We start from the raw sequence: 15,570 nt of genomic DNA on the forward strand, positions 1-15,570 counted from the left end.
TTCTTATTTACAACGAAAATTTAATTCTTAACTTTCTGTAAACCTGACAGGTTTTTAAAACCTGTCAGGTTTGAATTCGTCATTTTTTCGATACAATAAATAAATCTCTATACAATCTATTTTTGTGAGTGCGGCTGTCGGAACCTTTTGGATTCATGTCGTATCGCTCTACAAGTTCTTTGCGATAATCGGCAAAAGTATTATTGAAGTTTTCTAGATTGTTTTCAGAAACCATAACACCAAACTTGCTTTCTTCTGGAATGATAACATTATTATCATCTTTTAAAATCGTCATCTTTTCACCGTAATCCCAAATAAGCTCCGGAGTCATATCAGAAAACTCATAAATACTTAATCCTTCAGTTTTACCAAAAGCATTTAATTCTGAAAACGATTTGTATTCAGGATTGTTTGTAATAGCATTACTTAGCGGTAGTCCAAACCAAATAACAGTAACAATAAATGCAATTGTTAAATAGAATACATTTGATATTTTTCTTCTGAAGAGGTTTCGGAACATAAAAACTCCAATTATCAAAAGCGTTATTGAAAGGAGCACAAACCAAAGCCAATTCCCTTCAAGACCATCTTTCAGAAAAATATATCCGCCAATAGGAAAAATTATTCCTATTAAGGCAATAAGTCCGAAGTTAAAATAAATTGGAATTGTTTCTTTTTTATCAGTTAATTCTTTAAACCTTCTGAAAAGATATTCAATATAAAATCCAGTGTTTAGCGCCATTGGAATAAGAACGGGCAATAAGTATCTCGATTTTTTTTCTGGTATTAAAGAAAGTAAGACAACTGAAATTATTGTCCACAGAAAAGTAAAGAGATAAGCTTTTTTATTGAATACGCGATTTTTTAAATAAGGATATAGTAATGCTACAAACGCTGGAATAGTCCAAACTCCACTTTGTGTAAAAAAGCTCCAATAGTAATAAAATGGTTTTATTTCGTAACTAATCCAGTTGGTAGTTTCTTTTTTGGTGATTTCTATTGCCGCAGGATCAAAAGTAAGGGTGTACCAATGCCACCAACTAGAAACAATAGCTGCAACTACAATAAAAAGTAATAAAGGAAGCCATCTTGATTTTAAATCTCTAAACTTATAAACTATCCCAAACGAAATTAGAAAGGGTAGAAGTAACGCATAAAAAGAAACGGGGCCTTTGCTTAAAAACGAAAATCCGAAAAACAGTCCTGCTAAAAGTGCATTTCGATATTTGTGATTTCCTACACTATGTCTAGTTAAGTCTTCAATAAAAAAGTGATACAGCATATAAATACACAACATCATAAATCCGTGGGTGTAAATATCCCATTGGCCGTCGCGTGCAGATGCTACTATATAAAATGAAGTCGCCATAACAAGCGAGCTGATAAAAGAATACAGCTTTTCGGATGTAAGTTTTTGTGCAAATTTGTATGAGATTAAGACTAAAATAAGCGACATTATGGCTGCGGGAAGACGTAAAGCCCAAACTGATTTTATTCCGAAAATCGCTGCAGAAAAAGCCGTTAACCAAGTAGGTAATGGAGGTTTTTGATAACGTGGTTCTCCGTTTATTGTGGTTAGCAGCCAATTGCCATCGGTAAGCATTTCACGTGCCGTAATGAAGTTGCGAGCTTCCATTATATTTACGGGCAAAGAGCCTAAATTCACAAAGAAAATGGCTGCGCAAGTAATTATAAGAAGCACTAAATAATTTCTTTCAATTTTCATTATCAACTTGTTTCTTCCAAATGAAAATATTTCGAATATAAATTACCAATCCAGCTATATGCCCAACAAATAACACAGGATCTTTTCTAAAAATGGCATAGATTAAAATTAGTGAAGCTCCGATTACGCTCATTCTCCAAAATCCAACTGGAAGTTGAGATTTTTTTGTTTTTTCTGATACTATCCATTGATATATAAACCTTAGGGTGAACAAAACCTGCGAAACAATACCAAGTAATAGTAACCAAAACGGAATATTTTGATTGTTAAAAAGCTTATTGAGGTCGTATTGGCCGTTATTATAAGCGAATATTACAATAAGCACCGGAAATATAATTAGAAATATTTGCAGTAATTTAGGAGATTTCTGCCATTCCCCTTGTAGTTGTAAATTTCGAATATAGATGTAATAAGTGAGCGCTTGCCCTAGCATTATTGCAAAGTCGTCTCTTAGATATCCGTAAACAAAAAGTAAAAATGAAGCGAATAAACTTAGTTTCCAAAATGTGGAAGGAGTTATAATTCGTTTGCTTTTTTCAGAAAGAATCCATTGAAGTAATAGTCTTCCACTAAAAAGAATTTGAGCTAAAAAACCAATGCTATAAATAAGCCAGCTACTCATCCCTTACTTTTAATCTCGTAATTGATGTACTTTTTTTTCATCCATAAGTACGCAAAACAATCCATTAAAGGCCCAATCAAACGATTCCATAGCCCGAATTTAGCTGTACCCGCCGTTCTAGGAAAATGCTTAACAGGTACTTGGATAATTTTTCCGTTTTGTAATAAAATCATGGCAGGTAAAAAACGATGAAGCCCTTTAAACATAGGAATACGTTTGGCGTAGTCTGTTTTTATAACTTTTAAAGGACATCCTGTATCGTCCATTCCATCGTGAGTAAATGTGCGGCGGATACCGTTTGCAATTTTAGACGACATGTTTTTTACAAACTTGTCTTTTCTATCGGCACGAACCCCAGTAACAAGATCGTACTCATCAATGTGTTTTAAAAGTAGGTTGAAATCTTCTGGGTCGGTTTGTAAATCACTGTCAATATAACCCACTAACGGACTTTCAACAGTGTCAAATCCAGCTTTAATTGCTGCGCTTAACCCTCGATTATCTTTAAAAGAAATAAAATTAAAAGCTTCATTTCTTTTACATATAGCTTCAATTAAAGCTTGACTATTATCACTTGAACCATCGTTAACAAACAGTATGGATGTTTTTTTAGAAGCGATTTTGGTATATGCTAATAGTTCCTTTTCAACTCTTTCTAAGTTTTCTTCCTCGTTATAAACGGGTACAATGATTGTGAATTCGTACATGCAATAAATTGAAAAGATTTCTGCAAATGTAAGTTTTTAGTTGAGAAGTTTATAGGTTTATTAGTTGATGAATACCAAGCATAGTCAAAATATTACTTTGTTTAATGAAAGTAAAGTTGCGAAAGGTAAAAGTGTTTGTTTAAAAAGATGTTATTTTGCAAGGAAAAGAAAAGTGTAAACAAGCCTTTAAAGTAGTAAAAAGAGATTTAAATATTTTACTTGTTGTGGTTTGTGATTTTCTTCAGTCTTGATTGAAAATTAAATAAATGAAAATACTTGTTACGGGAGCTGCTGGGTTTATAGGTTCACATACTGCAGAAAGATTGAAAGCTGGCGGTCATGATGTAATTGGAGTTGATAATTTTTCACCTTATTACGATACGCAGTTAAAAGAGTTAAATGCAAAAGCCTTAGCCGAAAAAAATATTGAAGTTCTAAAACTAGACCTACGAACTGATGATTTAAGAAGTAAAATTCCTGAAAACTTAGATTATATATTTCATTTTGCTGCACATCCAGGCATATCAAATACTTCCACTTTCGAAGATTATTTTAGTAATAATATTTTAGCAACTCAGCGCTTATTAGAATTTACTGAAAGTTTACCACAAAAACCTTTTTTTGTAAATATTGCTACTTCATCAATATACGGACTTGAAGCTACCTTTCCTGAAACAACTACAGCAAAACCTGCATCTTGGTATGGTGTTACAAAATTAGCTGCGGAGCAATTAGCTTTGGCAAAAAGCCGTGAAAAGAAGTTACAAGCAACTTCTCTAAGATTATTTTCGGTATATGGACCTCGCGAAAGACCTGATAAACTTTATACAAGGTTAATAGATTGTGCTTTAAATAATAAACCGTTTCCTCTATTTGATGGGAGTGAAAAACACCTTCGTAGTTTTACTTATGTGCAAGACATTGTTGACGGAATTATAAGCGTTATCGGTAAAGAAGATGTTTGCAATGGGGAGATTTTCAATTTAGGAACTGAAACAGAAAGTACAACTGCTGATGGAATTTCGACGGTTGAAGATATTCTTCAAGAAAAAATAAATTTTGAAAAGAAACCACCTCGTGCAGGGGATCAATCGAGAACTAAGGCTAATATCGATAAGGCAAGAAATCTTTTAGATTACAATCCAAAAACAGATTTACGCAAAGGCTTAGAAGCTCAAGTTGAATGGTTTAAAAAGAATTTTAAGTAAGATTATTTTAGATTTAGTAACTTTTCAGCAGCTTCAAAAGGGGTTGTTCTATTTTCATCAATAGCGATTAATTGCTTTTCTAATTCAATTTTAATTGAAGGTCTAGCATAAAAATCACTTTTCAACCTACTTTCAATAGTTTGCATAAGCCAGAATTTGTTCTGTTCTTTTCTTTTATGTTGAAAATATCCGTTTTCCTGAGTTTTTTCGAAATAGTTAGAAACAACTTCCCAGATTTCCTCAATGCCTTCGTTATTCAATGCGCTAGACAAAAGAGTTTTTGGATTCCATCCACTTTCTTTGGGAGGGTAGAGGTGTAGGGCGCGGTTAAATTCATTTTTAGCCATCTTGGCGGCCTTGAGATTTTCCCCATCAGCTTTATTAATCACAATAGAATCTGCCATTTCCATAATACCGCGTTTAATTCCTTGTAATTCATCACCTGCACCAGCGAGTTTTAGTAGTAAGAAGAAATCGGTCATAGAGTGAACTGCTGTTTCACTTTGTCCAACACCAACAGTTTCAATTAAAATAACATCAAAACCTGCAGCTTCACATAAAATAATTGTTTCTCGTGTTTTTCTCGCTACGCCGCCTAAAGTGCTTCCACTTGCCGAAGGTCGAATAAAGGCATTAGGCTCTTTTACCAATTCTTCCATTCGGGTTTTATCACCAAGAATACTTCCTTTGCTAATACTACTACTAGGATCTACCGTAAGTGCTGCAACTCTTTTGCCTTTGGAAATTAATAACTTTCCGAAACTTTCAATAAATGTGCTTTTTCCAACCCCTGGAACTCCTGTAATTCCAATACGGATTGATTTATTTGCGTGAGGCAAACACTTTTCAATTAGCGTTTTAGCTAGGAGTTGGTGTTTTTCAGCCTTGCTTTCAATTATAGTAATTCCTTGGCTTAAGGCAGTTTGATTTCCATTTAAAATTCCTGAAACCAAACCCTCAACAGTTAATTCTTTCTTTTTTCGAGCACGAAGTTTATTTACAACCTCCATATTCAATGTATTAGGTTGTGGAACGCCTTCCTTCTCTTTTAAAGCACTTGTATTTTTTATCTTTTTAGCCACACTGTGAATTTAGGACAAATTTATGAATATGTTTTTTTAAAAACGGGTTTAACATAGTATATTGGAATTTAATATTAATAAAAATACAAAGAAATGAAAAAGTTATATGAAGCCTCATCTACAGCAGTAGGAGGAAGAAAAGGTCATGTGTCCTCAGAAGATAAAAAGATAGATTTAGAACTTTCAACTCCTAAAGGTCTAGGTGGCGACGGTGGAAAAGGAACTAACCCTGAGCAGCTATTTGGAAGTGCTTATGCAGCTTGCTTTGGTGGAGCACTACAATTAGTAGCTGAGAGAGAAAAAGTTGAACTTGATGGAGATGTGAGCGTAACTGCAAATATTGAAATTGGTATGACAAAAGAAAACAACCTTCAGCTAAAGGCTACTTTAGATTGTTATATACCAGGAGTGGATGTTAAGACAGGAGAAGACTTAGTGAATAAAGCTCACGAAGTATGTCCTTATTCTAGAGCAACCCGTGATAATATTACTGTAACTTTGAATTTGTTGTTAGACGAATAAGAACAAGATTTTAGCAATAAAAAAAGCCCTGTTTTTCAGGGCTTTTTTTTATTACATTGCTTTAAGATTAATGACTTTACCGTCATTTTTTCCTTTATTTTCGTCTTGAGGCTGTTCTTCTTTTTTAGATTCAATAAAAGGACATTTTTTTGTGTGTTGTTTAGCTTGTTTTATATACCATTCTAACTGATACTTGTGTTTTTCAAGTAACTCAAGAATACCGTCTGGTAATTCTCTTCGCTCTAAAAGTTCGTCGTATCGTTTTATGTTATTGCGATCTCGGCTAATACAAGAATTTACAATAGATTCAGCGTGAAAATTTTCTAAAGCTTCTTTTATTTCTTGCCAAGTACGGTCTAAATTACCCTTGTTAGAATCTTCTTTCAAAGGTTCGATATCACGGGAGTGAAGTTCGTTGCTGATATCATGACTCATCCTGTTTCTCTCAACAGCCATATAGTTCAAAAACCGCTTTAATTCCGTAGTTTGAGCATCTTGAGCAGCATTGTAATACAACTTTTCTGCTTCAAAACATGCCACCAGTAAACGGTTAAGTTTATCGAAGTCTGCGTATTTCTGTTTCATATTTTTTCGATTTTATCAAAGTTAATATAAATAAGCGGTATTTGAAATTTTATATCTTAAATGTTTTGTAATATTATCTTATTTTTATTATAAAAAATTCAATTATTTTAACGTTTTTTATGAGTATCTGTTAGAGGTATTAAGAGGTTCCTGTTTTTTGTGTAAATTTTTGATTTAAAATTTTTCAAAAAAAATAAAATATTCGATTTATTGCTATTTCAAAGATCATCTGCTAATGGCTTTTTATTGATTTATCTATACCAAAAAAGATGTCATTTATAGGAAGTTTTTATTCCTATAAGAGCGTCTTATAAAAGGAGAATAAATAAGCCTCTTTTTAAAATTTAAAAAGAGGCTTATGGTTAATAAAAACTAGAGGGGGAGTCTAATTATTCTTTAACTACTTTTAAGTTTTCTACACTTCCATTGCTTTTTACTTCTACGAAGTAAACACCAGATGCAAGATTTGAGAAATCTACTTGAGTATTGTTTTCGCTTATACTTACGTTAGCAACTTTTTGACCTGTTACATTGTAAACAGCAACCGAGTTAATCGTTTCTTTAGTATTTAAGTTTAGTACATCTTTCACAGGATTAGGGTAATAAGAAACAATTGTAGTTTCTAATGTAGTTGTTCCTAGTATTAAGTCGTCAAGATTTACAATCCATCCCTCTGCAAACATTGGAGGTCCGTTTACCCAACCTACCACATAATTTCCGTTTGGGGAAACTGCAATGGCGGTACCCATCATTCCATCGTGAGTATTAATGGACACGCCCAAATCTGATAGCACGTCTTTCAAATATACTGGTTGGCTTCCTAAATTGGGATGGTAAATAATGGCTTCCCTTACCTGAAAATCCACGTCGTCATAACCCACGGCAATGCCATTGTCAGAAATACTGGTGAAAGTTGCCGAATTACCGCTTGGGGCTGCAAAAGTTGTAAAGGTCTCCGTTGCCAAATCAAATATAAAAGGCTGGCCATCAAAATCGCCCACCATGATATTTGAGGAATTTATATCGTTTATTGCATTAACTTGTATGGTTGGCGATTGGCCGTCGGGAATCAAATTAATTTCCCCATCTTTATTAAAATATGCAGGAACGCGCAAGGTTCCGCCACTGTTGGGTTGGTCCAACCAACCGCCAACAATACCGTCGTTATTCACGGTATAGCCTGCCAATGCCTCGCCATTTGGATCGAATATTTCAAAAAGTTCCTGGGTTTCGGTATCGTACAAAAACGTTCCGAAATCACAACACCCTTTGCTCATTTGCCCTGTAACGTATTTTCCATTGGGAGAAATGCCATAGGTGCTAAATGAAGATTCCGAAGGATTTGAATCGGGAAACCAACCAATGGGTACCCAAACGTTGTCTTTCTTTACTGCGGGCTGAAGGATAAAATTAGGTTCGTCATAATACATGGAGCCCGATACCTCGCCATTATTGTTTATGGCGTTAAGCCCGGTGGCTTCCGGTTCAATATCGGTCAATGCATCTGTTCCAAAATCATAATATTGGTCTTGCGTTATTCCTGTCCCGCTATCGTTAACATCGTTAAAACGAGTACCCATTTCGGTAAGTATTTTTAATTCTACTTGCGCTTGCGTATTAGAGGCAAAAAAAAGTGCAGCTCCTAAAAACAAACTTTTGATTAAAAAAGTATTTTTTTTCATTCTTAAATTTTAGATAAATTAAATTGAGTTTAACGATGTCGAATGTAGGCTATATTTTTCTTTAATAAAAAGGTAGTCCTTTTTAAATTCACGAAATTTGAAAGGATAAAATCCTTTCAACAAACTAATTTACAGGTGTTAAACGTCAAAAGAGGATTTGATAGACTATGCCTTCAAAGTTTCTAATTTTTCCTTGGCTTCTTTGTATTTTTTATGATTTTTAATACTGAGACTTCCAAAAATTATAATTGAAGTTAATATTAATACTATTAGTACCCACCAAACAATATTTAAATTTGATAGTGTTTTTTCAGTGGATGAGTAACTTTCTTCAATTAGATTATTTATTGAAGAGTTAATAGTTGTTTGCTCTTTTTCACTAATTCGCTTTTGGACTTCTGAATATTTTTTGAAATATAAATTGTAAAATTTATGATCGTTTATTGCGAGATAATTATCGGATAAGTTTTTATAGATACCTTGATTTAAAATTAAATCGCCAACATTACTTGAAGCTTCCTCAGCTTCCTTTAATTCTTTTATGGCTTTGGTATATTTTCCCTCAATTGTATAAACTTCACTTAAACCTTTTTTAGCAAAAGCATATAAACTTTTTGCGCCAACCTCTTCTGCGTAGATTATTGATTTATTGAAATTAACTCGAGCCGAATCAACTTGTGAAAGCTGAAGAAAACAATTGCCTTTGTTGTAAGTGATTGTACTCAAGTTAGCAATCATTGTTTTGTCTTCAGATTTTTTTTCGAACTCATTAAAAGCTTTTTCAAAATAGTTTAAAGCAATTTCGCAACTCATCTGCTCACGATAAATAAAGCCGCGAATAGTGTAGTTGTATCCCAATAAAGAAGCAAGGCTATCTGGATTAGTAATTTGTTTAGACAATTGTAGTGCCTCATCTAGATACTCAATAGACTTGTCGTATATTCGAAGTTGCTGATGTTGCATCCCTATTGTATTCAACACGTTTATACGAGTTCTTATACTGCTTATTTCATTTAAAAATTCACGGGATTTTAAAGCGTATTCAAGCGATTTTAAATTATCTCTTTTAGAAAGGTAAGCGTTGCTTATAAGCATTAAAGCGTTAACCTTAGTTTCTGGCTGTGTTGCTTTTAGATATATTTCATTCCCAATTGAAATAGCCTTATTTGGATCTTCAAATATTTTATTCTTTGAGGCAGTTATACTACTATCTAACTCTTTTTGAGCAACAGAATTCATTCCTGATAACAACAGAAGAAAATACAAAACGACTTTTAAAAAACCTTCTATTCTCATGCCGATTCTTTTTGATGTTGTAGGTAATTCATAAACTTGGTAGGAGAAATACCGGTAACCGATTTAAAAACCGTAGTAAAACTGCTGTGTGATGAAAAGCCACATTCTTCGGCTAGATAGCTTATTTTATAGTTGAAATAAATGGGATCTGTTTTAAGCTTTTCTATGATGTAGTTGATGCGCAGTTCGTTGATGTATCCATTAAAGTTTTTTCCTTTATGCCTATTAATTACTTCTGAGAGATATTTAGTATTTGTATCAAATTGAGAAGCTAATAATGCAATACTCATGTCTTGTTTAGTAAACTTTTTCCCCATTTCAAACTTAGAGAGCTTTTGAAGAAGCATTTGCTCTGTTTCTACTGGGATAATAGAACTTTTATCAATGTTCTCAACTTTAGGTTGATGTTTTTCATCAGTTTGTTTAGGAGAAATATATTTATAAATCATTAAATATTCTTTCGCTTTTGAGGTGTACATATAATTTATACTAACACCGATTAAAATCAGTAGAGTTAATAAACCAGCTAAAACGTAAATTGAAGTATAAGATTGATGAACTTTACTTTCTGAAATTTCATTTAAATATGAATTAATGAAATTAAAGACTGTATTTGTAGCTAGATTTTTATCGGTTACAATTTGTGTTGAAACCAAATTTGATTGCTGTTTGTATTTAAAGAAGCTATCAGTGTCTTCCAGAGCTAAATAGCTTAGAGATAAGCCCTCTAAGCTTTTATTTTTGAATTGAATATTAGGGAGGTTAATAGAAAGCGCTAAAACATCTTCAAAACTTGAAATAGCTTTTTGGTATTCCTTGTCGTGAAAATATTGTCTTCCAATAATATCTAATACTTGTATCTTTTCAAAATCGGAAGTGCTTATTGATTCAAAATCTTTTAGAGCTATATCATTTGGCTGTAGTTTTTCACTTTTTAGCAGCAAATCAAACTTTGCAATTTTAATTTCATTTGTTGAAATACTATCTTTAGTTTTAGAAATCAATGATGCTGCGTTTTTTAAGCTTTTATCAGCTTCCAAATACTTGCCACTTTTTAGAAGTACAAGAGCATCGTCTTGTTTTAACTTTCCATCAATTTTTAAGATAAGCTCATTATCTTTTGTTTGCTTTTTTAAGGAAATTAGTTCGTTTGCATATTTTTTAGCTACAGTTTCTAAATCTAGGATTCGCAGCAATTTTATGGCGAAAACTAGGGTTTCAAACTTTATAGCCTCATCGTTAGTCTTTTGAGCAAGAACTTTAGCTTCCAAAGCATTTTTTATTGCTGTGTTGTAGATTCCACGAACGTAATAGCTCTTAGCAAGTATTAATTTAGCTTGTGCGTGAATTTTATCGCTTTCATTTTGGGAAACTATATACGAAGCAATTTTTCCTGCCTGTTCAGGATGAGAATACGTAGAAGCATTTGCTTCATTAAGCAAATCATTAATGGCAATATTTTCCTGAGCATGGGTCGCAGCAGAAATAAAATAAGCCATTATAAGAGTCAATAAAAATCGCATAAAATAGAAAATAGCCTATTAGTACTAGTTTACCTCAAAGTTACCATTTTCAAAAACAATGGCTTTTACTTCTTTCTAACAAAAAACGCTACAATTGCTGCAGTTACTAACCCAAAAATTAGAGCTCCAATGGGAGACTGCCATAGATAAGTAGTAAGCAAAACGTACTCATTTGCATCCGATCGCGTCATACCTGCATTTTTTGTGGAGTAATCCATAGCATTAAAAAATAACTCAGGAGTAATATAATTATTTATAATATAACTGCTAATAGGAGTGAGGAGTGCTATAAAAACACTCAAAATTGCTCCTGAAAGAAATGCTTGAGGCCAAGTCATTTTTCTGTCGTAAACTCTTCTTCGTTTTTCTCTTATTGCTAGTAAATAAATAAAAACTGCGAAAGGACTAAATAATAATGTCAACCACCACTGATCTGCAATTCTTTCTTGATGCCATCCAAGTGTATTTTCTAAAAGCATCCAAGCTAAAAGTGTAATGCTATAAATAAAAGCCCATTTTATTTCTATATAAATTTTTTTCATCGCTCTTATTTTGAGAAAATTCAACTAAAGATAGCTTTTTTAAACATAAAAAATCCCGAAAAGAATAGTTTCGGGATTTAATATTTTATAAGAAATTAATATCGATTATTCATTTACCAATACCCAATCACCCTTATCAAGCATTGGTATGGCTTGTTTGTATTTCAGGGTTTTATTTTCGCCGCTCATAACGTGTTTGATAGTTACTTTGTCGTTACGATTGATTTTTGGATGTTCGCGTACAATAGTTTCAGTTACCTGCTGCTGTTGTGATTGCGTATTTCCGGCCGCACGAGATTGAGCAGCACGCTCGTCCATATTTGGGATTTCGTCTTTCTGTTCGCTTAGTTTTTCTTTACGTCTAACTTCACGTGCCTCTTGAATTTGCTGTTGGTTTTCTTGTGGTAGCTCACCTTTGAATAAGAAAGAAATAACATCTTTATTTACTTTCTCAATCATCTCCTTAAACAATTCAAAAGCTTCAAACTTATAAATTAATAAAGGATCTTTTTGCTCGTGAACCGCAAGTTGTACCGATTGCTTAAGTTCATCCATTTTACGTAGATGTGTTTTCCAAGCATCGTCTATAATAGCAAGGGTGATGTTTTTCTCAAAATCGTGAACTAATTGCTTTCCTTCAGTTTCATATGCTTTCTCAAGATCTGTAGCAACATTTAGTGTTTTTACGCCATCTGTAAATGGCACTAAAATTCGCTTGTATATATCTTTTTGAGTTTCGTAAACATTCTTAATTACTGGGTAAGCCATTTCAGCGTTACGAGCCATTTTATCTTGATAGTGAACATAAGCAGCTTTGTAAACTTTACCTGCAATTGTCTTACTATCCATTTTCTCAAATTCCTTTTCAGTAATTGGAGAACTCATTGAGAAGTAGCGAATAAGTTCGAACTCAAAATTCTTGAAATCTTGAGCCAGTTTGTTAGACTCAGTAATCACTTCAGAAGTATCGAAAATCATATTTGCGATATCTACTCGAAGTCTGTTTCCGAATAATGCGTTGTAACGACGTTTGTAAACAACTTCACGTTGAGCATTCATTACATCATCATATTCAAGTAGTCTTTTACGAACACCAAAGTTGTTTTCTTCTACTTTTTTCTGAGCACGTTCAATAGATTTTGAAATCATTTTATGCTGAATAACTTCGCCTTCTTTCAGGCCCATTCTATCCATCATCTTCGCAATACGCTCGCTTCCGAATAATCGCATTAGGTTGTCTTCCAACGAAACGTAGAATTGTGAACTTCCTGGGTCTCCCTGACGACCACTACGACCACGTAGCTGTCTATCAACTCGACGTGAATCGTGACGCTCGGTACCTATAATTGCTAGTCCACCGGCATCTTTTACTTCTTTGCTTAACTTAATATCGGTACCACGACCTGCCATGTTTGTAGCAATAGTTACAATACCAGCTTTACCAGCTTCAGCAACGATATCTGCTTCACGTTTGTGAAGTTTCGCGTTAAGTACGTTATGAGGAATATTACGAATACTCAACATTCTACTTAATAATTCTGAAATTTCTACTGAAGTAGTACCAATTAGTACAGGACGTCCTGCTTGTGAAAGTGCAGTAACCTCTTCGGCAACAGCGTTGTATTTTTCACGTTTAGTTTTATAAATTTTATCCTCGCGGTCAAAACGTGCAATTGGGCGGTTGGTTGGAATTTCTACCACATCAAGTTTGTAGATTTCCCAAAGTTCTCCTGCTTCTGTAACAGCTGTACCCGTCATTCCTGACAGTTTGCGATACATACGGAAATAATTCTGAAGTGTAACTGTCGCAAATGTTTGAGTCATTGCTTCAATTTTCACATCTTCTTTCGCTTCAATTGCTTGGTGAAGTCCATCACTGTAACGACGACCATCCATTATACGACCGGTCTGTTCGTCTACAATCATAACTTTATTATCCATCACAACATATTGATCGTCTTTTTCAAAAAGCGTATAAGCTTTTAAAAGCTGATTCATAGTATGGATACGCTCACTCTTAACAGAAAATTCGCGGAAAAGCTCTTCTTTTGCTGCTACTTCTTCTTCTTTTGAAAGACCTTTAGCTTCAATTTGAGCTATCTCTAATCCTATTTCTGGCATTACGAAGAAATTAGAATCTCCTTCGCCTGATAGGTAGTCTACACCTTTGTCGGTAAGTTCTATCTGATTGTTTTTCTCATCAATTACGAAATAAAGCTCGGCATCTACCTTCGGCATTTCGCGATTGTTGTCACTCATATAATGATTCTCCGTTTTCTGAAGAATTTGCTTAACACCTTCTTCTGAAAGGTATTTAATAAGTGCCTTGTTTTTTGGTAAACCACGATAAACACGTAGTAATTGGAAACCACCTTCTTTTTCGTTTCCTTCTTTAATAAGTTTTTTCGCTTCGGCTAAAACACCTGTTAAGTATTTTTTCTGAACCTCAACGATATTATTAATCTGTGGTTTAAGTTCGTTGAATTCGTGACGATCACCTTCTGGAACTGGTCCTGAAATAATAAGTGGTGTACGAGCATCGTCAATTAATACAGAATCCACCTCATCGACAATTGCGTAGTGATGTGGGCGTTGAACAAGATCGTTTGGTGAGTGAGCCATGTTATCACGTAGATAATCGAAACCAAACTCGTTGTTTGTTCCGTACGTAATATCGGCTAAATATGCTTTTCTTCTTTCTTCAGAGTTTGGGCGGTGATAGTCAATACAATCCACTGTCATTCCGTGGAAATTAAATAAAGGTGCCATCCACGCGCTATCACGTTTTGCAAGATAATCGTTTACGGTTACAAGGTGAACTCCATTTCCGGCAAGTGCATTTAGGTACATAGGTAGGGTAGCAACTAATGTTTTACCTTCCCCAGTTTGCATTTCTGCAACTTTTCCTTCGTGAAGTGCAATACCACCAATTAGCTGAACATCGTAATGCACCATATCCCAGGTAATAGGTTTTCCGGCAGCATCCCAAGAGTTTTTCCAAATAGCCTTATCGCCATCAAGTGTTACATAGTCTTTACTTGCTGAAAGCTCGCGGTCGAAAGGTGAAGCGGTAACTGTAATTGTTTCGTTGTTTTTAAAGCGTTTTGCGGTTTCTTTCATAACAGCAAAAGCTTCAGGAAGAATTTTGGTAAGAGTCGCTTTTTCTACCTCGTAGCGATCGTCTTTAAGTTTATCAATTTGATTATAGATTTCTTCTTTTTTATTGATGTCTTCTTCGTTTTCAGACTCTTTTTCAAGATCATCAATTTGCTTTTGAATATCGGCTTGAGCGTCTTTTATTTCTTTTTTGAAGAACTCTGATTTTGCGCGTAGCTCATCGTGGGATAATTTTTCAAGGGCTGCTTCGTGTTTTTTTACTTCGTTCACCAACGGTTGTATTTGGCCAATGTCTTTTTTAGACTTATCGCCAACAAATATTTTTAATACATTATCTAATATTCCCATGATATTAATTTATTTTGAAGTGATGCAGATGCAGAGCACTATTTCGTCAATGTTGAATTATTTCAGAATCCTACATTTGTGAATCTGCAATAATTAATTTTTCACCAAAAATACACGAATACTATATTTTGAATTCGTAAATAGTGGTTTATTTTCAATAAATTTTGAATAAAAAAAAAGCCCCTTTGAAGAGACTTTTTATATTATTTTTTAATGTTTCCCAAAATGTTTTGGGTATTAATACTCATCCTCGTTCCAAAGGTAATCGTCGTCGGTTGGATAATCCGCCCAAATCTCTTCAATAGAGTCGTAAGAGTCGCCTTCGTCTTCAATTGCCTGAAGGTTTTCCACTACTTCTAGTGGAGCACCAGTCCTGATCGCGTAATCAATCAATTCATCTTTGGTTGCGGGCCAGGGTGCATCGCTTAAATATGATGCTAATTCTAATGTCCAGTACATAGCACTTTAGGTTTTAGTTTTCTGCAAAAATAATTTTTTAGTTTAGAAAGTCAAGTAAAAACTAAATTATTTCTACAATATTTTAAAGAACGTTTTTTAAACTTTGATTATCAGGCAGTTGCATATAGCATTGTTAATAAGTTATTTTTGC

Annotated in this window: 13 protein-coding genes; 2 read left to right on the plus strand and 11 right to left on the minus strand. The window is 33.9% G+C overall.

The annotated features are described in order from the left end of the window. Window positions 1-79: 79 nt before the first annotated feature. Genes H4O20_RS05210 through H4O20_RS05220 form a run of 3 tightly spaced genes read right to left on the minus strand, consistent with a single transcriptional unit; the run spans window position 80 to window position 3,055 of the window. On the minus strand, window positions 80-1,726 hold the full coding sequence (locus tag H4O20_RS05210) for a glycosyltransferase family 39 protein (RefSeq protein ID WP_185098497.1): 1,647 nt from the start codon (window positions 1,724-1,726) through the stop codon (window positions 80-82). After that, window positions 1,716-2,348, minus strand: coding sequence for a lipid-A-disaccharide synthase N-terminal domain-containing protein (locus H4O20_RS05215; RefSeq protein WP_139855093.1), 633 nt, complete (start codon window positions 2,346-2,348; stop codon window positions 1,716-1,718). The genes H4O20_RS05210 and H4O20_RS05215 overlap by 11 nt, the downstream gene beginning before the upstream one ends. After that, window positions 2,345-3,055, minus strand: a complete 711-nt coding sequence (locus H4O20_RS05220) for a glycosyltransferase family 2 protein (RefSeq protein ID WP_185098498.1) — start codon at window positions 3,053-3,055, stop codon at window positions 2,345-2,347. Before H4O20_RS05220 ends, H4O20_RS05215 begins: the two co-directional genes overlap by 4 nt. A gap of 266 nt (window positions 3,056-3,321) precedes the next feature. Here H4O20_RS05220 and H4O20_RS05225 point away from each other — a divergent pair, with 266 nt between their 5' ends. Then, window positions 3,322-4,263 carry an NAD(P)-dependent oxidoreductase gene (locus H4O20_RS05225; RefSeq protein ID WP_185098499.1) on the plus strand — a complete coding sequence of 314 codons (942 nt, stop codon included), beginning with the start codon at window positions 3,322-3,324 and terminating at the stop codon, window positions 4,261-4,263. A gap of 2 nt (window positions 4,264-4,265) precedes the next feature. Here the strand turns inward: H4O20_RS05225 and meaB are convergent, their stop codons facing one another. Beyond that, window positions 4,266-5,345: a methylmalonyl Co-A mutase-associated GTPase MeaB gene (gene meaB / locus H4O20_RS05230; RefSeq protein WP_185098500.1), complete on the minus strand. Its 1,080-nt coding sequence runs from the start codon at window positions 5,343-5,345 to the stop codon at window positions 4,266-4,268. A gap of 93 nt (window positions 5,346-5,438) precedes the next feature. Between meaB and H4O20_RS05235 the strand changes: the two genes are divergently transcribed. After that, window positions 5,439-5,867, plus strand: a complete 429-nt coding sequence (locus tag H4O20_RS05235) for an organic hydroperoxide resistance protein (RefSeq protein WP_139855097.1) — start codon at window positions 5,439-5,441, stop codon at window positions 5,865-5,867. Between the two features lie 51 nt (window positions 5,868-5,918). Here the strand turns inward: H4O20_RS05235 and H4O20_RS05240 are convergent, their stop codons facing one another. From H4O20_RS05240 to H4O20_RS05270, 7 genes are all read right to left on the minus strand, one after another. Then, complete coding sequence (locus H4O20_RS05240; RefSeq protein ID WP_185098501.1) at window positions 5,919-6,452, minus strand: DUF2383 domain-containing protein; 534 nt, start codon at window positions 6,450-6,452, stop codon at window positions 5,919-5,921. Window positions 6,453-6,841: 389 nt separating this feature from the next. Further along, the gene (locus H4O20_RS05245) at window positions 6,842-8,134 is read right to left on the minus strand and encodes a T9SS type A sorting domain-containing protein (protein ID WP_139855099.1); all 1,293 of its coding nucleotides are present in this window, start codon (window positions 8,132-8,134) and stop codon (window positions 6,842-6,844) included. A 165-nt stretch (window positions 8,135-8,299) separates the two neighbouring features. Then, a complete protein-coding gene (locus H4O20_RS05250) occupies window positions 8,300-9,430 on the minus strand; it encodes a lipopolysaccharide assembly protein LapB (RefSeq protein WP_139855100.1) in 1,131 nt (376 codons plus the stop codon). Further along, window positions 9,427-10,929, minus strand: coding sequence for an AraC family transcriptional regulator (locus H4O20_RS05255; protein WP_221442720.1), 1,503 nt, complete (start codon window positions 10,927-10,929; stop codon window positions 9,427-9,429). Before H4O20_RS05255 ends, H4O20_RS05250 begins: the two co-directional genes overlap by 4 nt. Window positions 10,930-11,018: 89 nt before the next feature. Then, complete coding sequence (locus H4O20_RS05260) at window positions 11,019-11,495, minus strand: DUF4199 domain-containing protein (RefSeq protein WP_185098503.1); 477 nt, start codon at window positions 11,493-11,495, stop codon at window positions 11,019-11,021. A gap of 105 nt (window positions 11,496-11,600) precedes the next feature. Beyond that, window positions 11,601-14,960, minus strand: a complete 3,360-nt coding sequence (secA, locus tag H4O20_RS05265; RefSeq protein WP_185098504.1) for a preprotein translocase subunit SecA — start codon at window positions 14,958-14,960, stop codon at window positions 11,601-11,603. A 237-nt stretch (window positions 14,961-15,197) separates the two neighbouring features. Then, complete coding sequence (locus tag H4O20_RS05270) at window positions 15,198-15,419, minus strand: DUF2795 domain-containing protein (protein ID WP_014782927.1); 222 nt, start codon at window positions 15,417-15,419, stop codon at window positions 15,198-15,200. Window positions 15,420-15,570: the final 151 nt, after the last annotated feature.

This window comes from Aequorivita sp. 609, from assembly GCF_014212065.1.
Lineage (GTDB): Bacteria > Bacteroidota > Bacteroidia > Flavobacteriales > Flavobacteriaceae > Aequorivita > Aequorivita sinensis.